The organism is Clostridium sp. AM29-11AC, from assembly GCF_003480545.1.
GTDB lineage: Bacteria > Bacillota > Clostridia > Lachnospirales > Lachnospiraceae > Otoolea > Otoolea saccharolyticum_A.
On record NZ_QUJI01000002.1, the window covers coordinates 1 to 18664 of the forward strand.

The 18664-nt window shown below is 50.2% G+C and carries 16 protein-coding genes; 12 read left to right on the forward strand and 4 right to left on the reverse strand.

The features are described from left to right. Nucleotides 1-140 precede the first annotated feature (140 nt). Nucleotides 141-905 (reverse strand): IclR family transcriptional regulator, encoded by a 765-nt coding sequence (locus tag DW757_RS01825; protein ID WP_118750820.1) that lies wholly within the window; start codon nucleotides 903-905, stop codon nucleotides 141-143. Nucleotides 906-925: 20 nt separating this feature from the next. Next, the gene (locus tag DW757_RS01830) at nucleotides 926-1390 is read right to left on the reverse strand and encodes a hypothetical protein (protein WP_118750821.1); all 465 of its coding nucleotides are present in this window, start codon (nucleotides 1388-1390) and stop codon (nucleotides 926-928) included. A 716-nt stretch (nucleotides 1391-2106) separates the two neighbouring features. Between DW757_RS01830 and DW757_RS01835 the strand changes: the two genes are divergently transcribed. Both DW757_RS01835 and groL read left to right on the forward strand, forming a co-directional pair. Continuing rightward, the gene (locus DW757_RS01835; RefSeq protein ID WP_021965677.1) at nucleotides 2107-2391 is read left to right on the forward strand and encodes a co-chaperone GroES; all 285 of its coding nucleotides are present in this window, start codon (nucleotides 2107-2109) and stop codon (nucleotides 2389-2391) included. A 123-nt stretch (nucleotides 2392-2514) separates the two neighbouring features. Then, the gene (gene groL / locus DW757_RS01840; protein WP_118750822.1) at nucleotides 2515-4137 is read left to right on the forward strand and encodes a chaperonin GroEL; all 1623 of its coding nucleotides are present in this window, start codon (nucleotides 2515-2517) and stop codon (nucleotides 4135-4137) included. 329 nt (nucleotides 4138-4466) lie between these two features. On the opposite strand, the gene DW757_RS01845 is transcribed toward groL, so the two are convergent. Then, nucleotides 4467-5093: a PHP domain-containing protein gene (locus DW757_RS01845; RefSeq protein ID WP_008394866.1), complete on the reverse strand. Its 627-nt coding sequence runs from the start codon at nucleotides 5091-5093 to the stop codon at nucleotides 4467-4469. A 417-nt stretch (nucleotides 5094-5510) separates the two neighbouring features. Between DW757_RS01845 and DW757_RS01850 the strand changes: the two genes are divergently transcribed. Genes DW757_RS01850 through DW757_RS01860 form a run of 3 tightly spaced genes read left to right on the forward strand, consistent with a single transcriptional unit; the run spans nucleotide 5511 to nucleotide 9472 of the window. Next, the gene (locus DW757_RS01850; protein ID WP_015545164.1) at nucleotides 5511-6623 is read left to right on the forward strand and encodes an ABC transporter substrate-binding protein; all 1113 of its coding nucleotides are present in this window, start codon (nucleotides 5511-5513) and stop codon (nucleotides 6621-6623) included. Then, nucleotides 6616-8442, forward strand: coding sequence for an iron ABC transporter permease (locus DW757_RS01855; RefSeq protein ID WP_243033292.1), 1827 nt, complete (start codon nucleotides 6616-6618; stop codon nucleotides 8440-8442). Before DW757_RS01850 ends, DW757_RS01855 begins: the two co-directional genes overlap by 8 nt. Then, entirely contained in the window at nucleotides 8426-9472 is a 1047-nt protein-coding gene (locus tag DW757_RS01860) for an ABC transporter ATP-binding protein (RefSeq protein WP_008394869.1), read from the forward strand. Before DW757_RS01855 ends, DW757_RS01860 begins: the two co-directional genes overlap by 17 nt. Here DW757_RS01860 and DW757_RS01865 read toward each other — a convergent pair. Beyond that, the gene (locus tag DW757_RS01865) at nucleotides 9469-10338 is read right to left on the reverse strand and encodes a LysR family transcriptional regulator (RefSeq protein WP_182433232.1); all 870 of its coding nucleotides are present in this window, start codon (nucleotides 10336-10338) and stop codon (nucleotides 9469-9471) included. The two genes, DW757_RS01860 and DW757_RS01865, sit on opposite strands and share 4 nt — an antisense overlap. 232 nt (nucleotides 10339-10570) lie before the next feature. Between DW757_RS01865 and DW757_RS01870 the strand changes: the two genes are divergently transcribed. The 7 genes from DW757_RS01870 (at nucleotide 10571) to DW757_RS01905 (ending at nucleotide 18661) form a co-directional block, all read left to right on the forward strand. After that, nucleotides 10571-12154 carry a nitrite/sulfite reductase gene (locus DW757_RS01870; RefSeq protein WP_008394871.1) on the forward strand — a complete coding sequence of 528 codons (1584 nt, stop codon included), beginning with the start codon at nucleotides 10571-10573 and terminating at the stop codon, nucleotides 12152-12154. A 192-nt stretch (nucleotides 12155-12346) separates the two neighbouring features. After that, nucleotides 12347-13084 carry a 30S ribosomal protein S2 gene (gene rpsB, locus DW757_RS01875; RefSeq protein ID WP_021965680.1) on the forward strand — a complete coding sequence of 246 codons (738 nt, stop codon included), beginning with the start codon at nucleotides 12347-12349 and terminating at the stop codon, nucleotides 13082-13084. A 126-nt stretch (nucleotides 13085-13210) separates the two neighbouring features. Then, the gene (gene tsf, locus DW757_RS01880) at nucleotides 13211-14143 is read left to right on the forward strand and encodes a translation elongation factor Ts (RefSeq protein WP_008394873.1); all 933 of its coding nucleotides are present in this window, start codon (nucleotides 13211-13213) and stop codon (nucleotides 14141-14143) included. A 466-nt stretch (nucleotides 14144-14609) separates the two neighbouring features. Next, on the forward strand, nucleotides 14610-15527 hold the full coding sequence (locus tag DW757_RS01890; RefSeq protein WP_008394875.1) for an ABC transporter permease: 918 nt from the start codon (nucleotides 14610-14612) through the stop codon (nucleotides 15525-15527). A gap of 14 nt (nucleotides 15528-15541) precedes the next feature. Then, nucleotides 15542-16582, forward strand: coding sequence for an ABC transporter permease (locus DW757_RS01895; protein ID WP_008394876.1), 1041 nt, complete (start codon nucleotides 15542-15544; stop codon nucleotides 16580-16582). A 13-nt stretch (nucleotides 16583-16595) separates the two neighbouring features. Next, nucleotides 16596-17600, forward strand: a complete 1005-nt coding sequence (locus DW757_RS01900) for an ABC transporter ATP-binding protein (RefSeq protein WP_015545162.1) — start codon at nucleotides 16596-16598, stop codon at nucleotides 17598-17600. Further along, complete coding sequence (locus tag DW757_RS01905) at nucleotides 17597-18661, forward strand: oligopeptide/dipeptide ABC transporter ATP-binding protein (protein WP_044930307.1); 1065 nt, start codon at nucleotides 17597-17599, stop codon at nucleotides 18659-18661. The genes DW757_RS01900 and DW757_RS01905 overlap by 4 nt, the downstream gene beginning before the upstream one ends. Nucleotides 18662-18664: the final 3 nt, after the last annotated feature.

The window sequence follows — 18664 nt, forward strand, 5'->3', positions numbered from 1 at the left end:
CTACAATTATAGGCAAAACTTGAGGATCAGGAAATCCGCAGGAATATTTGGCGCTTACGCTGTCAGTGTCAGAATGGCCGGGGAAGATAAAGAAAAGGAAGAACAAAAGACAGAGTGTGGAGTATCCTGCGCTCTGTCTTTTACCTTGGTCTCTGGAAGGTGTGTCCCATGTAGTAGGACAGCTCTGCCGCGCTGTGCTTTACCTGTTCTATCATATGTTCTAAATGAATATCATCGGCAATTCGGCTGTAGGGAGCGATGATTCCCACAGAGGCTGCAACCTTTCCGTCTATGCTGAATACAGGAGCTCCTATCCCAACTGCGTCGTGGACGTATTCTCCGTGTGAGACAGAGAGCCCTGTCTCGCGGATTTCCTTCAGCTCTTTGAGAAGTCCTGCCCGGCTTGTCTGGGGGAACGCCTCCGGGCGGTCTAAAACCTGTCTGGTATAGTAGTCCAGGTATTCCGGTGTCTGATAGGCAAGAAGAACCTTGCGTATGGCACCGCAGTGGAGATCCAGCTCATACCCGAATTTTTCCACTACCTTTAAGTGGTTGGGGCCGTCCACTTTGTCGAGAACGAGCCCCTTATCGCCCACCTGGATAATGAGGTAGGAATCCTCGCGCGTCACATAGGAGAGATTCTTCAGAATAGGAATAGCTGCGTCCTGAATGCGTACATTTGCCGCTGCCGCCCGGCCCAGTGAGATGAGCGCCGGGCCGAGACAGTAGGTGTGTGTGTGTTCATCCCGGATTACATATTTTTTTTCGCAGAACGTCTGGAGAATCCGGTGAATCGTGCTTGGTGGAAGTTCAAGCCGCTCTGAAAGCTCTGCAATCGTTATCTTGTGGTCAGACTCCTTGAGGACCTCCAGGAGATCCAGGGAGCGCAGAAGGCTCTGAATCATAGTTTAAATCCTGCCCTCCATTACTGATTTTCGGTTTCTTCGTCGTCCACAATGGTGGTTGCAGAAGTTTCTGCCCCAGGGGAAGCGGAGCTCTCTGACTTCTCTGAGAACAGGGGCTCATCATCCAGAAATTCCATGTCGCTGTCCAGGTAACCGGTATTTTCGGACGAAGCCTTTGGCTTTTCTTCTGTTTTGCCGGCACTGCCTTCTTCGGTGGAATCAGCAGGAGCGGTTCCGGGCATCTCTGCCTCTGTTTTCAGGGTATCCTCAGCTGCCTTCTCGGGAGTCAGGGAAACGTAATTTCTCTGCGGAGATTCTTCCTCGCTTTCCCCGACGTCAAACTCATCGAGATCATCTTCAAAATCGTGGAAATCTTCTTCCAGCTCTTCGTGAAAGGATTTGTATCTGAGAAAATAAGTGATTCCCACTGCGGCTCCTGCCAGAGCGGCGAGAGCAGCAATTCTTCCAAACTGTTTTTTTGCCATGATATAACTCCTTTTTTAGTTAATATTTTATATTTGCTCCTGCCCGATGATGTACAGCACCAGGTGGAAAATTCAAACATATTTGAGCAGAGGCGGGGAGAAGGGATCTCAAAAAAGGGACCTCAAACTCCGCTATGCTCCGTTTGGGTAGCGGGGGGAGAAAAGGAACCTCAAACTCCGCTGCACTCCGTTTGAGTAGCGGGGGAGAAAAAGGAACCTCAAACTCCGCTGCACTCCGTTTGAGTAGCGGGAAGCAAACAGCACTTGTGCTGTTTGCTTCCCTTTATTGTAATACGAATTCGCTGAAAAATAAAGGGATTGGGGATGAATAAATTGTAAAAAAAGGAATAAACTAACAGGGATGATGGAAGAGGCGGGGGAGAACAGGGGAGTTTTGGAAAATTTTTGAAGCTGTGGATTAAAATAAAAAGTGTTTATATATTCGGAAGTGCCTGAAAATCAGCCGGATAGCGGAAGGAACTGTTTTGCTCTGAAAAGGGAAAGTATTAAATCTCTATAAATTTATCAAAAATTAGCACTCACCTATTGACAGTGCTAATAAAGCGTGGTATAACTTTTCTTGTGATTGAGAGAGGAAGATATTTACAATAGAGGATGGTTCTGAGAGGGAGCCATGAGAGCTGCAGATGACAGAGTCAAAAACAGATTATTCTGCTTATTTAAAGAAAATCACAAACAGTAAGGAGGAGTCAGTAATGAAATTAGTACCATTATTTGACAGAGTTGTTTTAAAACAGTTAGTTGCAGAGGAGACTACAAAGTCAGGCATCGTTCTTCCAGGTCAGGCAAAGGAGAAGCCGCAGCAGGCTGAGGTTATCGCAGTTGGCCCGGGCGGAGTGGTTGACGGCAAGGAAGTTACCATGCAGGTAAAGGTTGGCGATAAGGTAATCTACTCCAAGTACTCCGGAACAGAGGTTGAGGTAGAGGAAGAGAAGTATGTTGTCGTAAAGCAGAACGACATTCTGGCTGTCATCGAATAGGCAGAGAGCAGAGTGGGGCTGCTGAAAACGGCGTGAGATTCTGAAAACGCAAAACAGCATCAGATTTGAAAAACAGAGATTGAAACAAAACATAGTTTGAAATAATGTTGGAGGTTGATAACCATGGCAAAGGAAATTAAGTACGGCGTAGAAGCCAGAAAAGCACTGGAATCCGGCGTAAATCAGTTAGCAGATACAGTACGCGTGACATTAGGCCCGAAGGGAAGAAACGTAGTTCTTGACAAGTCTTTCGGAGCTCCGCTTATCACAAACGACGGCGTGACCATCGCAAAGGAGATTGAGTTAAAGGATCCATTTGAGAACATGGGAGCGCAGCTCGTAAAAGAGGTTGCCACAAAGACAAACGACGTAGCCGGCGACGGTACAACGACAGCCACTGTTTTAGCTCAGGCTATGATCAATGAGGGAATGAAGAACCTGGCAGCAGGCGCAAACCCAATCGTTTTAAGAAAGGGTATGAAGAAGGCCACAGAGGCTGCTGTGGAGGCTATCAAGAATATGTCCAAGTCCGTGAAGGGCAAGGCTGATATTGCCAGAGTAGCTGCTATCTCCTCTGCTGACGACGAGGTTGGCGAGATGGTTGCAGATGCCATGGAGAAGGTTTCCAAGGACGGTGTTATCACTATTGAGGAATCCAAGACCATGAAGACAGAGCTTGACCTGGTTGAAGGTATGCAGTTTGACCGCGGTTATGTTTCCGCTTACATGGCTACTGACATGGATAAGATGGAAGCAAACCTGGACGATCCGTATATCTTAATCACAGATAAGAAGATTTCCAACATCCAGGAAATCCTTCCTCTGTTAGAGCAGGTTGTTCAGGCCGGCGCAAAGCTCTTAATCATCGCTGAGGATATTGAGGGTGAGGCTCTCACAACTCTGATTGTCAACAAGTTAAGAGGAACCTTCACAGTAGTAGGAGTCAAGGCTCCGGGATACGGCGACAGAAGAAAAGAGATGTTAAAGGATATTGCTATCCTGACTGGCGGCCAGGTTATCTCTGAGGAGCTGGGCCTTGAGTTAAAGGAAACAACCATGGATCAGCTGGGACGCGCGAAATCCGTTAAGGTTCAGAAGGAGAACACCATCATTGTTGACGGCTGCGGAAACAAGGAGGAGATCTCTGCAAGAATCGCACAGATTAAGGCTCAGATTGAGGAGACAACATCTGAATTTGACAGAGAGAAATTACAGGAAAGACTTGCAAAGCTGTCCGGCGGCGTTGCTGTAATCCGCGTAGGCGCTGCTACAGAGACAGAGATGAAGGAAGCTAAGCTTCGCATGGAGGATGCTTTATCCGCAGCTAAGGCAGCTGTAGAGGAGGGAATCATCGCAGGAGGCGGTTCCGCATACATCCACGCTACAAAGGAAGTGGAGAAGGTTGTTGAGGCTCTGGACGGAGATGAGAGAACAGGCGGCCGCATTATCTTAAAGGCTCTGGAGGCTCCGCTGTTCCATATCGCTGCCAATGCAGGACTGGAGGGCTCCGTTATTATCAATAAGGTAAGAGAGTCTGAAGTTGGAATGGGCTTTGATGCATACAACGAGAAATACGTTGATATGGTAGAGGGAGGCATCCTGGATCCGGCAAAGGTTACAAGAAGCGCCCTTCAGAACGCCACAAGTGTTGCTTCCACACTGCTGACAACAGAGTCTGTAGTTGCTAACATCAAGGAAGAGACACCGGCTATGCCAGGCGGTGCAGGCGGCATGGGAATGATGTAAATCACCCCGCACTGAGAAATCATAAAACCATATATGATAAAATCAGTAAAATCAGATAACGGCTGATAATCAGCAAAAGAAGGGACTGTGTGCCCCGCCGGATGGCGGAGCTCACAGTCCCTTCTCTCTTTCTATTATAGGAAATTCCTCCGAATTTCCTATAATAGAAAAAGTTCTGCCGGGCGGGATGCGCACGCCGCTCAGAGGAAAAAGGCTGCTTAAGGCAGCCCCGCGGCGGCGCGAAAAAGCAGGCAAGCCTCTCATGATTGAGGGGGATGGGGAGCTGAGGCGGGCCTGCCTGCTTTTTTTGTTTGTTCTGGTTTCTGGTACTATGCGTGATCTGCCACAGTATAGCTGCCGTCCCTGTATACGGCGGGGCGGCACTGGCCTTTTTTAAAGACAGAGATAAATTCATCCAGAGTGGCCACCGGCTCAGGAAACCAGGTGGCATATACGCCTACCTTGGACGGAACATGGCAGTCGCTGGCTCCTGTACACTGGATTCCCAGTTCCCTGGCATAGGAAAACGCCTGATTGCAGGCATCAGGAAGCGTGCTTCCGTTCAGGGCCTCGATGCCGTCCAGCCCTTTTACAAGGCGAAGATTCTCCTCCAGCCCGCGGCTGTTGTTTCTGAACGGATGGGCTGCTATGCAGACTCCCCCGAAACTTTTTACATAGTTGATAAAATCCTGGGCTGAAATACGCTCCGGCGGAACCTCTGGAACCCCGAAGGCCAGAATGTCCCCCTGAAGAGAGTAAAATTCATATCCCACAAAAATAGGAAACCCCGTTTCTCTGGAGTAGCTCTCTGCGTACTCCTTAATGCCGATGTCGTCGTGATCCGTAATACAGATTCCATCTAACCCCTTTTTTCTGGCAATATCCACCATCTCTCTCAGGGAGAGGAAGCTGTCCTTTGAAAATGTCTTCTCATGCATATGCAGATCAATAAACATGCGCAATCTCCTTCTCCTTTAATGTCTGATAAAATTGTACCAGCAGAAATTAAAAACAGTCAATAGAAGAAAGGGCGGAAACGGGGAAAGTCTTATAGAAAAAAACAATAAATAAGGGCACTTATAGATAATGTGGAATAAAGAGGGGACAAAAGACGACAAAAGTATACAATATAGACAAACTGATACATAAAATACACATACAAAACAGAAAGATTCCATAAAGCCAAAAATAATAAAATTGAGAGCCTTTGTACACAATATTGAAAAGCAGTTGACGGAGCACTTTTTATCGTATACACTATGTGGGGCCTGAAATGGGACCGGAAGGATGGTAAAAACAGGAAAACCGTTTTCTGGTCGCCCGGGCAGAGATAAAAGTCAATTCAGGCAAATGGAAAAAGAGGAGGAAAAAGCATGAGAAAGCAGAGCATTGCGGGATTCATGGCAGCGGGAATGGCAGCGCTTATGCTGGCAGGATGCAGCACCCAGAGCACACAGGAGACGACAGCCGCTTCCGAGACAGGTGCAGAGACCAAGGCGGAGAGCGAAGCTTCAGAGGCGGAAAGCGAAGCCAGGGATGAGGCCGGCGGGACGCTGAGAGTAGTTGCCACCAGCGAGGATTATGTGACCTTATTTGACAAATTTACACAGGAAACAGGAATAGAGACAGAGCTTCTTTCCATGTCTTCCGGCGAGGTTCTCTCCAAGGTAAAGGCAGAGGGAGGAACTCCGATGGCCGATCTGTGGTTCGGAGGCGGAATCGATGCCTTCATGGGAGCCAAGGAGGACGGACTTCTCCAGCAGGTGAATTTTGACGAGGCGGCAAATCTGGCGCCTGAGTATAAGGATGCAGACAACTACTGGTTTGCCAAGGGAATTACCGTGGTGGGCTTTGTGGTGAACAATGATATTATCGAGGAGAAAGGCCTTGAAATTCCTAAGACCTGGGATGATCTTACAGATCCTTCCTACCAGGGAGAGGTTCTCATGTCCAATCCGGCTATCTCAGGAACAAACTATGCAGTAGTGAATGCGCTTCTTCAGACAAAGGGTGAAGAAGAAGGCTGGAAATACTTTGAAGAGCTGAATAAAAATATTGAATATTACTCCAAGCGCGGCTCCGATCCGGTAACCAAGACAGTGGCCGGCGAGTTCGCAATCGGAATCGCACCTATGGACAGGGCGATTGACAAGATGGAGGAGGAGCAGAATATCACAGCTGTTTATCCGGAGGATGGAATCCCATACGTTCCAGAGGGAGTGGCCGTATTTAAGAATTCTGAGGGAGCAGAGGCTGCCTGCGAGTTCATTGAGTGGTTCTATTCAGACGATGAGAATCTGAAAATGGTTGCCGATATCGACAACAAGGATACAATCAAGATGGTGAAGCCTGACATTGAGGGAATGGAGCTTACATTCGACACAGAGATGCTGATGGATGAGGATTTATCCCTGTTTGGTTCCGAGCGTGAGAACATCCTGGCAAAGTGGGATGAGCTGGCTGGGGACAAGTCTGAAAATGAATAGCCGCAGGGCAGAGGGCAGCCAAAAGACGCAGAGGAGGGTATCTGATTCAGGTACCCTTTTTTGTAGTACAGGAAACAGGTCCGGAAAGCATCTTTTTTACGGCGCTGTCGACCGGCTGATTTTCTGGGCCATGGCGGCTGCTGTCCTTCTGTTCGTTCTCTGGCCGCTTCTGTGCATTGCAGCAGAGAGCCTGTGGGCAGACGGGGGGCTTACCTTCTCAGCATACAAAAATCTGTTTCAGGAGAATGCTTCGCTGATACGGCGCAGCGTATTTACCGGGACGCTGGCTGCGCTTTTCTCCACAGTTCTGGGAATTGCGGTGGCTCTGAGGATCGTGACGCTCCAGGGAAGGGTTAAGCTTGTCCTCATGGGAATCCTCCTTATGACTATGGTTTCGCCACCCTTTATCGCTTCTCTTGTGTATATCCAGCTTTTTGGAAAGAGGGGATGGATCACCTACCGGCTTCTGGGACTGATGATAAGCCCCTACAATAAATGGGGAATTATTGCAATGCAGAGCCTTCACTTTGCATCATTGAACGCCCTGTTTGCAGTTGGAATTCTGGAAAAGATCGATCACAGGATTCTGGCGGCTTCCAGAGATCTGGGGGCATCTGCGGCTGATACTATGAAGCAGATTGTATTTCCCATGCTGAAGCCTGCAGCAGGTATCTGCTTTATCCTGTCGTTTATCCGCTCCGTATCTGATTTTGGAACACCGGCCGTGATCGGAGGGCGCTATAATACGCTGGCTTCCGCCATATACCTGGAGCTGATCGGCTATGCCGATCTGGAAAAGGCCTCAGCCATGAATATGCTCCTTCTGCTTCCGGCAGTGGCGGCCTTTCTTCTCTACCGCCTTTTGATGCGGAAATCAGACCGTCTGACTGCAGCTGACAGCCAGAAAAACAGCAGAAGCGGGCTGCCCCTTCCGCTGACAGGAATTGTGGGAGCAGCAGTGCGGCTGATGTCAGCCATGTTTTTCCTTATGATGACACTGCAGTATATCTGCATTTTTCTGACAGGATTTCTCAAATCGAAAAAAGGCGTATATTATTTTTCGCTGGACAATTTTAACAGCCTCCTGTCCTACAACATGGAGAGCCTGACAAGGAGTATTCAGTATTCGCTGATTGCGGCAGTGGCGGGAACTGCCTTTGCCATCCTTTTTGCCTACTACCTGGAACGGAGAAAGGTGAGGTTCAGAGGATTTTTCGATTTCATCTCCACGATGCCGTATCTGCTGCCCGGAACCTGCTTCGGAATCGGCTACATTCTGGCGTTTAACAGCGGAATCCTCAAGATGACAGGCACTGCGGCAATCATCATTATCAATATGATATTTAAGCAGCTCCCCATGGTGACAAAGCTGACAGTCGCCTCCCTGGCACAGCTTAACAGCCGGGTGGAGGATGCCGCCAGGGATCTGGGGGCGGGACGCTTCCATGTGACGAAAGATATTGTTCTGCCAAATCTCAGGCGAACTTTTGTGACAGGTTTTATATACAATTTCTCCAGCTCCATGACGACGGTGGGAGCAGTGGTGTTTCTAATAAGCGCACGCCACAAGCTGGCAGTTTATACGCTGTTTGACGCCATCAATTCCGGTGAGTACGGGGTGGCATCTCTGATCTCATCCCTGATCATTCTGACAACTATAGCTGTCACCGGCGGTGTATCCGCCCTTCTCCTGAGGGAGGAGAGAGGAGACGGCAGCAGCGGCCGAAAAAAGCGAAAGCGGAAAAAGGGGGAAGTGAAACAGGCACCGGGTCAGGGGGAAGTTTGGAAGGAAGGTGAGAAGCATGTATCTGGAAATTGAAAATCTGAGCAAGTCCTTTGACGGCAAAGAGGTGGTTTCGGGGCTGAAGCTCTCCATGAACCGCGGAGAAATCCTCTGCCTTTTGGGGGCTTCCGGCTGCGGAAAGACGACTACGCTCCGGATGCTGGGAGGATTTTTAAAGCCCGATGGCGGTAAAATTTTTCTGGACGGAGAGGATATAACGGGACTTGAGCCGGAGCGAAGGCCGGTGTCCACGGTGTTCCAGTCCTACGCGCTGTTTCCTCATATGACAGTTCTTCAGAATGTGATGTACGGGCTTAAATTTCAGGGGATGAAAAAGAAAGAGGCGGCAGAATGTGCCTACAGATACCTGGATATTGTGGGGCTCTCTGATCGGGGCAATGGGGCTGTCCAGGAGCTCTCCGGAGGCCAGCAGCAGAGAGTGGCCCTGGCCAGGGCGCTGGCCGTGAACCCGAAGGTGCTTCTGTTAGACGAGCCTTTAAGCAACCTGGATGCGAAGCTTCGAATCAGGATGAGGGACGAGCTGAAGGAGCTGCAGAAAAAGACAGGGATCACGATGATCTTTGTAACCCATGATCAGGAGGAAGCCATGGCCCTGGCAGACAGGATAGCGATTATGGACGGGGGACGCCTGGTCCAGACGGGGACTCCGTCCCAGGTTTACCGAAATCCCGCGAACCTCTTTGTCATGGAATTTCTGGGAACTGCAGATCGGATAGAACTTCCAGACGGACAGACGCTGTATGTCCGGCCGGAGGAAATTTCGATCCTGGGAAGGACGAAGCCGGGAGAAGAGGATGGGGCAGGAGGCAGAGACAGAACTCAGGGAGCTGGGACAGAGGAGAGGGACGGATGCGTGCTCTTGGGCGGAACGATTTCAAAGGCTGAGTACATGGGCTTCTACAGCCAGTATTTTGTGACTGCCGGTACGAACGAGATCATGGTCAGGGATTTCAGCCACGAGTACAGTGCAGGAGAAACAGTACGGCTGTCCGTCTGTACAAAACATGCCTTCAGAAAGGGGAGGCTGTCCCGGACAGGGGATTAAAAGGCTTCGTTTATGACCTCCAGCACCTGCTGCTCAAAAAGCCGGTTCTTCTGCCAGACTACGGAGATCTCATGCTGCATGCCGATGCTGATGGGGATTTCACGGATAGTCCCCTCTGAGAGCTCCCGGCTTACTGCGCTTTTGTACAGGAAGGTAATGCCGCAGCCGGCGGCAATCAGCTCTTTTATGGTCTGCATGTTTCCGATTTCTGCCGTATTCTTAAAATCAGAGACAGAAAAACCGTGCTCCTCCAGAATCTGTTCCAGAATCATCCGGGTACCTGAGCCGGATTCCCGCAGGAGCAGCCGTTCTCCCAAAAGCTCATCCAGGGAGGAGGGGGAGCCGATAGAAAGCCCTGCCCCGCAGACGGGGATGAAAGGCTCTCTGAGGTAGGTGTGGTAGGAGTAGGCAGCCTTTGAAAAGTTTCCCTCCAGCACAGCGAAGTCCAGAGCTCCGCTGTCGATCTGGCTGAGGAGCTCCGCAGTGTTTTTGACTGTCACGGTCAGGGAAATGTCGGGCCATCTGCGGAAAATGCGCACAAGGGGCTCAGTCAGAAGAACGCTGCCTGCTGTCAGCGTGGCTCCGATCCGGAGAGGGTTCGTTCTGCCCGAAGATTCAGACAGAGCATTCTGAAGACTGTCCTCGTTATTTTTCATAATCAGAAGAGCATTTCTGAGAAGCTCTCCCTCCTGTGTGAGGGAGAGCTTTTTTCCTTCCAGGCGAAAGGCGCGTATATGGTAATAGTCTTCAATATACTGGATGTGCTGGGAAACAGCGGGCTGTGTAATGTGCAGCCTTTTTGCCGCCCGTGTGAAATTCATTTCCTGGCAGACAGCCAGAAAAGTGTGAATGCGGTTGTCCAGCATCGTTCTTCCTCCTTTTCTCATACATTGACCGTTCTCATACGGTTGCCGGCTAAAATGATTATATCAATAATAATTTATTATTGAAAGATAAATAAATATAATTTTACTTTATCTTATGAATCCTTTAGTATAGAGTAATAGAAGTATACCTGAGAGAAGTCAGAGGATGGCAGGCTGCATGTGAGCGTTTTGCCTGAAACACGGCAGCAGGGAGCAGAAAAGGAGATAAAGTATGGGAAATGAAGCGTGGAAGCAGGATTTAGCGGAGTTTAAGAAGGTAACAGAGCAGTTTTACAACAAGGAAGTGGCAGTAAAGGATTACAAAGGCTTTTCCGGCGGCTTTGGAAGCTATGCACAGAGAGGGGCTGAGGCCAGCATGCTGCGCCTTCGCCTGGCAGGCGGCCGCATGACGAAGGATCAGCTGAAATTTATCGCCGACAGCATTGAGGCGTATCAGATCGACAAGGTTCATTTGACGACCTGTCAGTCTGTTCAGCTTCACAACCTGAGCGGACAGGCTGTCTGTGAGATTATGGAGGAGGCCCTTGACCACGGGATCAACACCAGAGGAGGCGGAGGAGATTTCCCGAGAAATGTGATGGTTTCCCCGCTTTCCGGCGTGGAGGAGGGCGAGCGGTTTGACGTGCTGCCCTATGCCCTCAGGGCGGCTGACTATCTGATGGGCTTTATCAAGACAGTAAAGCTGCCGAGAAAGCTGAAAGTATGTTTCTCCAACTCGCCTAAGAACCTGTCCCATGCAACCTTCCGCGATCTGGGCTTTGCGGCCAGGGAGGACGGACTGTTTGACGTCTACAGCGCAGGAGGCCTGGGGGCAAATCCAAAGATGGGAGCTCTGGTGGCGGGCGCAGTGGAACCGGAGGATATTCTCTACTATATAAAGGCTATGGTAAAGACCTTCATGGCTTACGGAAACTATGAAAACCGCGCAAAGGCGAGGACACGCTACATGCAGGACACTCTCGGCAAAGAGGGCTACATTGAGGCCTACGGTGAAAAACTCAGAGAGGTGATGGACGAGGAGAAGGACAATCTGAAGATAAAGAAGGAGGAGCTGATTTCATTTCATCCCGAGGAGAAGGCCAGGAAGGCAGCCGCCTGCACGGAGCTGTCGGATCGGGCAAGGGAGGCTGTGAAGAGCTTTCGTGTGACAGCCCAGAAGCAGAGAGGGCTCTATGCGGTAGAATATCACCCCATTGGGGGAACACCGGAACCTTCTGTATTCAGAAAGCTCTACGAGACTGTGAAGGATATGGAGGAGGTGGAGATGCGCGTGGCGCCTGATGAGGCCATGTTCATTCTCAACCTGACGGCAGAGGAGGCCGCTGAGGTATTGGAGGTGACGCAGGACAGTGCTGCCAGCCTTTTTGAAACCTCTGTGGCATGCATCGGCGCCTCCATCTGCCAGGTGGGAGTGCGGGACTCCCAGGCCTTAATCCGCACACTGGTGGAGGAGATGAGAAAGCACAGCTTTAAGGACGGCACACTTCCGAAGATTCATATTTCCGGCTGCCCGTCTTCCTGCGGAACCCACCAGATTGGAACCATCGGCTTCCAGGGAGGCGTAAAGGTCATCGACAAGGCTGCCAATCCGGCTTTTGTGCTCCATGTAAACGGAAGCGATCGTGAGGGAGACGAGCGCTTCGGCGAAAACTGGGGCACGATGCTTGAAAAGGACATTCCGCCTTTCCTGGCAGAGGTCGGAGAGACTGTGGAAAGAACAGGAAAGAACTTTGACGAATGGCTGGCAGAAAATGCCGGGGAATTCAGAGCCATTGCCGACAGATACCTCTGCTGATGGGCTGAGCGGCGCCGACAGAGGGCGGGCACTTATTCTGTCGAAAAGTGCTTGCATAAAATTAGGCTCTGTGATATAGTATAAAAGTTGAAAAATCACGCACGGCGGATTCTCAAGGACGGTGCCTGATATCAGGTCCCAAAGGAAGCATAAGATGCCGGCGGAAGAAAAACCAAAATGGAGGAAAGAAATATGAGCGTTATTTCAATGAAGCAGTTACTGGAAGCTGGCGTACATTTCGGTCACCAGACAAGAAGATGGAACCCTAAGATGGCTCCATACATCTACACAGAGAGAAACGGAATCCACATCATCGACTTACAGAAGTCTGTAGGCAAGGTAGATGAGGCTTACAAGGCAGTTTCCGATATCGCAGCAGAGGGCGGCACAATCCTTTTCGTAGGTACAAAGAAGCAGGCTCAGGAGGCTATCAGGGTTGAGGCTGAGAGATGCGGAATGTTCTATGTAAACGAGAGATGGTTAGGCGGAATGCTGACAAACTTCAAGACCATCCAGAGCCGTATCAACCGCTTAAAAGAGATCGAGACCATGGCTGAGGACGGAACATTTGATGTTCTTCCAAAGAAGGAAGTTATCGCTCTTAAGAAGGAGTGGGAGAAGCTTGAGAAGAACCTTGGCGGTATCAAGGAGATGAAGAGAATCCCGGACGCTATCTTCGTAGTAGATCCGAAGAAGGAGAGAATCTGCGTCCAGGAGGCACACACACTGGGTATTCCGTTAATCGGCATCGTTGATACAAACTGCGATCCGGAGGAGCTTGACTATGTGATCCCAGGAAACGACGACGCTATCAGAGCCGTTAAGCTTATCGTGTCCAGAATGGCAGATGCTGTTATCGAGGCTAACCAGGGTGAGGCTGAGGCTCCTGCAGAGGGCGAGGAGTTCGCTGAGGAAGCTGCAGAGGCTTAATTCCAGATAAGAGGAAATCAAAGTCCGCGAGGCGGAGAGGGGAAACCCTTCCCGCTTTGCGGAATTTTCCGCATAGGCAGTCTGTTGTCTGTGCGGCTATAGGAAAGAACATGGAGGTATGGTAAGATGGCAGTTACAGCCGCAATGGTAAAGGAATTACGTGAAATGACAGGTGCCGGAATGATGGACTGCAAGAAGGCTCTTGCAGCTACAGACGGCGACATGGACAAGGCAGTTGAGTTCTTAAGAGAAAAGGGACTTGCCGGAGCAGCTAAGAAGGCAGGACGTATCGCAGCAGAGGGTATCGTTGCCACAAAGCTGGCAGAGGACGGAAAGACAGCCGTTGTCGTTGAGGTTAACGCAGAGACAGACTTCGTTGCAAAGAATGAGAAGTTCCAGAGCTACGTTGCAGATGTTGCCGCACAGGCACTTGCTTCTGACGCAGCAGATATGGATGCATTCATGGCTGAGAAGTGGGCAAAGGATGAGAGCCTGACAGTTGCAGAGGCGCTTTCTTCCCAGATCTCCATCATCGGCGAGAACATGAAGATCAGAAGATTCGAGAAGCTGACAGAGGCTAACGGCTTCGTTGCTTCCTATATTCATGCAGGCGGAAAGATCGGCGTTTTAGTAGACGTTGAGACAGACGTTGTAAACGATGAAATCAAGGAGATGGCTAAGAACGTAGCTATGCAGGCTGCCGCATTAAAGCCATTATATACAAACAGAGATGAAGTTGACGCAGAGTACATTGAGAAAGAGAAAGAGATCTTAACTGTAGCTGCCAAGAACGAGAAACCGGACGCAAATGACAAGATCATCAGCGGAATGGTTATGGGACGCATCAACAAGGAGTTAAAGGAAATCTGCTTATTAGATCAGGTTTATGTAAAGGCTGAGGATGGCAAGCAGTCCGTAGCTCAGTATGTTGCCCAGGTTGCCAAAGCTAACAACGCAAAGGTAACAGTTAAGAAGTTCGTTCGTTTTGAGACTGGCGAGGGTATCGAGAAGAAGGAAGAGAACTTCGCTGAGGAAGTAGCAAAACAGATGGGAATGTAATCTGGATTGAAGGGGCTGCCGCAAAATAAATAGTTTCCGCAGAAAGTGACAGATGCTTACGGGCGATTTGTCTTTCTGCGGGATGTGATATTTTGCGGCGGCTCTTTTCTTTTAGCAGAGATGTCCGCACCTGGCCTACATATGTGTTTTTTATATAACAGGAAACTTCGTTCCCTGTTATATAAAAATGTTCCGCGGGGATCGCACTGCGGCGGAGAGGAAATGCCGCTTTCGCGACCCGCCGCAGGCGGAGAATCCTGCTTCGCAGGATTCTTTCTTATCCGGCTTTCAGATACGTTCTTTGCTGTTTTGGGCTGTCCAGGCCGCCGGGAAAACTGTCAGATTTCCCCGGCGGCCTGGACAGAGGAAACAGAGCATGCAGCGATGCGTCAGAAAGACGGTCTGAAAAAGCGGATAGACGACACATGATGGCTTTAATATGGCAGTGCGGGAAAGGAGATAAGCTATGGCAAAATACATTTTAAAGCGTATTGGTCTGGCGGTTGTTACAGCCTGGCTGGTTGCTACTCTTACATTCTTCCTGATGAACCTGGTGCCAGGCGGCCCATTTATGGCTGAAAAGGCGCTCACGCCACAGGCTCAGGCTGCAATGGAGCAGAAATACGGTTTGGATAAGCCGCTGGGAGAGCAGTATATCATCTATATGGACAAAGTTATCCATGGAGATTTGGGACCCAGCGTAAAACAGAGAGGACGTACAGTAAACACGATTATTCAGACGAAGTTCCCGGTTTCCGCAAGGATCGGCGGTCTGGCAATCCTGCTGGCTGTCTGTATCGGAGTTCCCTTAGGAAGTATTGCGGCGTTCAACAGAGGAAAGCTGATTGACAATATTATTATTCTGTTTACCACCTGCGGAATCGCCATACCCAGTTTCGTTATCTGTACGGTGCTCATGCAGATTTTAAGCAACTGGCTGGGACTGCTTCCTACCTACGGACTGACGTCCTGGAAGCACTACATCATGCCGGTCATCGCTCTGGCCCTGTATCCGTCTTCCTATATCGCAAGACTGATGCGTTCCTCCATGCTGGACGTTCTGGGACAGGACTATATGAGAACAGCCAGGGCGAAGGGCGTTTCATGGGTAGCGAGCGTATTCAAGCATGCCCTGAGAAACGCAATTCTTCCGGTTGTCACCTATCTGGGACCGCTGTTAGCCTATACAGTTACAGGAAGCTTTATTGTTGAGAAGATCTTCACCATTCCGGGACTTGGCTCTGAGTTCATCGGCGCTATCACGGGACGTGATTATCCGCTGATCATGGGTACTACCATTTTCCTGGCCGTTCTGATTATTGTGATGAACGTGATCGTGGATATTGCGTACACGCTGATTGATCCGCGTATTAAACTGAAATAGGGAGGAGCGTAATCATGGAGAAAAATAAACTGTCATTTCAGCTTAAGGCAGAAGACTTCCTCCCTGCAGGAGATGACGAGAAAAAAAGCCTTGTAGTAATGAGGGAGAGCGTCAGCTTCTGGAAGGATGGTCTGCGCCGTTTTAAGAGAAACAAAATAGCCATGACAAGCCTTGTGGTTGTCATTCTCATCTTTATACTATCCTTTATCGTGCCTCAGTTTTATCCGTACAAGTATGAGCAGCAGATAAAGGGAAGCAACAGCCTTGCGCCTTTCGAGTATTCTGAGGCAGAGCAGGAGGCAATCGCCAACGGCGAGGACGTGTTCCCCCACATTCTGGGAACGGATCAGCTGGGCCGCGACTATGCCATCCGTGTTATGATGGGAAGCCGTGTCTCTCTGACTGTAGGTCTGGTGGCCTCCGCCATTATTCTTTTGATAGGATCCATATACGGCTCCATAGCCGGATTCTTCGGAGGCTGGGTGGATATGGTGATGATGCGTATTGTAGACATCATATACACGGTCCCCGACGTTCTGATCGTAATTCTTCTGGCTACTGTGCTGAACTATCCGCTGAAGGAGCTGGCCATGAAGCCGGGATTTGAGTGGATTGGCCTGATCGGAGTCAATCTGATCAGTATTTTCGTGGTGTTCGCCCTCCTTTACTGGGTAGGTATGGCACGTATCGTGCGAAGCCAGATCATGATCTTGAAAGAACAGGAGTATGTGACTGCAGCCCGCGCTCTGGGCGCGTCAAACGGCCGCATTATCAAAAAGCACCTGCTCACCAACTGCATCGGAACCCTGATCGTTACGACTACCCTTCAGATCCCGTCCTCCATCTTTACGGAGAGCTTTTTAAGTTTCCTGGGACTGGGCGTAAACGCGCCGATGCCTTCTCTGGGAAGCCTTGCAAGTGCGGCCTTAAACGGACTTCAGAGCTATCCTTACCGCCTGTTTGCACCGGCTATCATGATTTCTGTCATCATCCTGAGCTTTAACCTCTTAGGTGACGGACTCCGTGATGCCTTTGATCCGAAGCTGAAGAACTAGGGAGGAAATGAGCATGAGTGAATATCTTGTAAATATTAAAAACGAGCGCCTTTCCTTCTTTACGCCGGCCGGAGAGGTGAAAGCTTTAAATGACGTATCCCTGCATTTAAAGGAGGGAGAGGTTCTGGGAATCGTAGGCGAGTCAGGCTCTGGAAAGTCTGTAACAGCGTACAGCCTCATGGGACTGACGGCCTATCCGGGACGTCTGATCGGCGGAAGCATCGAGTTTAACGGCCATGAGATTGACAAGATGAACGAGGCCCAGATGAGAAAGATCAGAGGAGAGGAGATTTCCCTGATTTTCCAGGATCCCATGACCAGCTTAAACCCTGTATACACCATTGGAAATCAGATCTGCGAGATGATCCTGCTCCACACAAAGAAGACAAAGCAGGAGGCCAGGGAGAGGGCCAAAGAGCTCCTCACTCTGGTTGGAATCAATGAGCCGGAGAAGCGGTTAAAGCAGTATCCCCATGAGCTGTCCGGCGGCATGCGCCAGCGTGTCATGATCGCCATTGCCCTGGCATGCGAGCCGAAGCTGCTGATTGCAGATGAGCCGACCACCGCCCTGGATGTTACGATTCAGGCCCAGATTCTGGAGCTGATGATGGAGCTCAAGAAAAAACTGGGTATGGCAATTATCATGATCACTCATGATCTGGGTGTAGTGGCCAGCATGTGTGACAGGATTGCCGTTATGTACGCAGGCAAGGTGGTGGAGTACGGTACCACAGACGATATTTTCTACCGTCCGTCCCACGAGTACACCAAGGGACTTCTCCGCAGTATTCCGCGTCTGGACGAGAAGGAAAAGACAAGGCTTGTACCTATCGAGGGCTCACCGGTAGACATGCTGAACCCTCCGGCAGGATGTCCCTTTGCGCCGCGCTGTGAATCCTGCATGAAGATCTGCTTAAGACAGATGCCGGAGTACACGGACCTGTCAGACATTCACTACAGCGCCTGCTGGCTGCTCCAGAAGGCCGAGTTCGAGAAAGCGCAGGGAGGTAACAACTGATGGAAAATAAGAAGCTGCTTGAAATCCAGAATCTGAAACAGTATTTCCCTGTGGCCAGCGGAAAGCTCTTTGAGAAAAAAGTGGTTAAGGCTGTTGATGATGTATCCTTCTATATTAATAAGGGAGAAACACTGGGTCTGGTAGGCGAGTCCGGCTGCGGAAAGACGACCACAGGACGTACCCTTCTGCGCCTCTATGAGCCTACCAGCGGCCGCATTATCTACGATGGCACCACGATTTTCGACAGCGGAGATCTTCCCCTCAGGGATGAAAGCGGGAATCCGGTGATCGGAGAGGATGGAAAACCTGTATACGGGAAAAAGACAAAGGTTGATATGCTTCCCTACAGAAGAAAGATGCAGATCGTTTTCCAGGATCCTTACGCCAGCCTGGATCCGCGTATGACGGTGGGCGACATTGTAGGCGAGGCCATCGATATTCATAAGCTGGCTGCAAACCGCAAGGAGCGCCAGGAGAGGATCATCCGCATGCTGGAACGGGTGGGGTTAAACTCGGAGCATGCAAACCGTTATCCTCACGAGTTCTCCGGCGGCCAGAGGCAGCGTGTCGGCATTGCCCGCGCATTGGCTGTGGATCCGGAATTTATTGTCTGTGATGAGCCGGTATCTGCTCTGGATGTTTCCATTCAGGCTCAGGTTGTCAATATGTTTGAGGAGCTGCAGAACGAGATGGGGCTGACGTATCTGTTTATCGCCCATGATCTGTCTATCGTAAAGCATATTTCCAACCGAATCGGCGTTATGTACCTGGGAAAGATGGTGGAGCTTGCAGACAGCTACGAGCTGACCTTCCACAGCGTCCATCCCTACACCAAGAGTCTGATCTCAGCGATTCCGATTGCAGATCCGGAAACCAGCAGAAAGTCCAAGCGTATTGTGCTGAGCGGCGACGTGCCAAGCCCGGTAAATCCGCCCAGCGGCTGCCACTTCAGAACGAGATGCCCGTACGCCACAGAGCTGTGCGCACAGCAGGATCCGGAGTGGAGAGAGGTTTCCAAGGGACACTATGCAGCCTGTCACCACTTAGACAAGATCAATTAATAA

Coding starts and splice junctions, on each gene's coding strand:
- DW757_RS01860 (WP_008394869.1), top strand. CDS start 8,426: ATGTATCTGGAAATTGAAAATCTGAGCAAGTCCTTTGACGGCAAAGAG.
- DW757_RS01865 (WP_182433232.1), bottom strand. CDS start 10,338: ATGCTGGACAACCGCATTCACACTTTTCTGGCTGTCTGCCAGGAAATG.
- tsf (WP_008394873.1), top strand. CDS start 13,211: ATGGCAGTTACAGCCGCAATGGTAAAGGAATTACGTGAAATGACAGGT.
- DW757_RS01850 (WP_015545164.1), top strand. CDS start 5,511: ATGAGAAAGCAGAGCATTGCGGGATTCATGGCAGCGGGAATGGCAGCG.
- groL (WP_118750822.1), top strand. CDS start 2,515: ATGGCAAAGGAAATTAAGTACGGCGTAGAAGCCAGAAAAGCACTGGAA.
- DW757_RS01855 (WP_243033292.1), top strand. CDS start 6,616: ATGAATAGCCGCAGGGCAGAGGGCAGCCAAAAGACGCAGAGGAGGGTA.
- DW757_RS01845 (WP_008394866.1), bottom strand. CDS start 5,093: ATGTTTATTGATCTGCATATGCATGAGAAGACATTTTCAAAGGACAGC.
- DW757_RS01830 (WP_118750821.1), bottom strand. CDS start 1,390: ATGGCAAAAAAACAGTTTGGAAGAATTGCTGCTCTCGCCGCTCTGGCA.
- DW757_RS01895 (WP_008394876.1), top strand. CDS start 15,542: ATGGAGAAAAATAAACTGTCATTTCAGCTTAAGGCAGAAGACTTCCTC.
- rpsB (WP_021965680.1), top strand. CDS start 12,347: ATGAGCGTTATTTCAATGAAGCAGTTACTGGAAGCTGGCGTACATTTC.
- DW757_RS01825 (WP_118750820.1), bottom strand. CDS start 905: ATGATTCAGAGCCTTCTGCGCTCCCTGGATCTCCTGGAGGTCCTCAAG.
- DW757_RS01870 (WP_008394871.1), top strand. CDS start 10,571: ATGGGAAATGAAGCGTGGAAGCAGGATTTAGCGGAGTTTAAGAAGGTA.
- DW757_RS01900 (WP_015545162.1), top strand. CDS start 16,596: ATGAGTGAATATCTTGTAAATATTAAAAACGAGCGCCTTTCCTTCTTT.
- DW757_RS01890 (WP_008394875.1), top strand. CDS start 14,610: ATGGCAAAATACATTTTAAAGCGTATTGGTCTGGCGGTTGTTACAGCC.
- DW757_RS01835 (WP_021965677.1), top strand. CDS start 2,107: ATGAAATTAGTACCATTATTTGACAGAGTTGTTTTAAAACAGTTAGTT.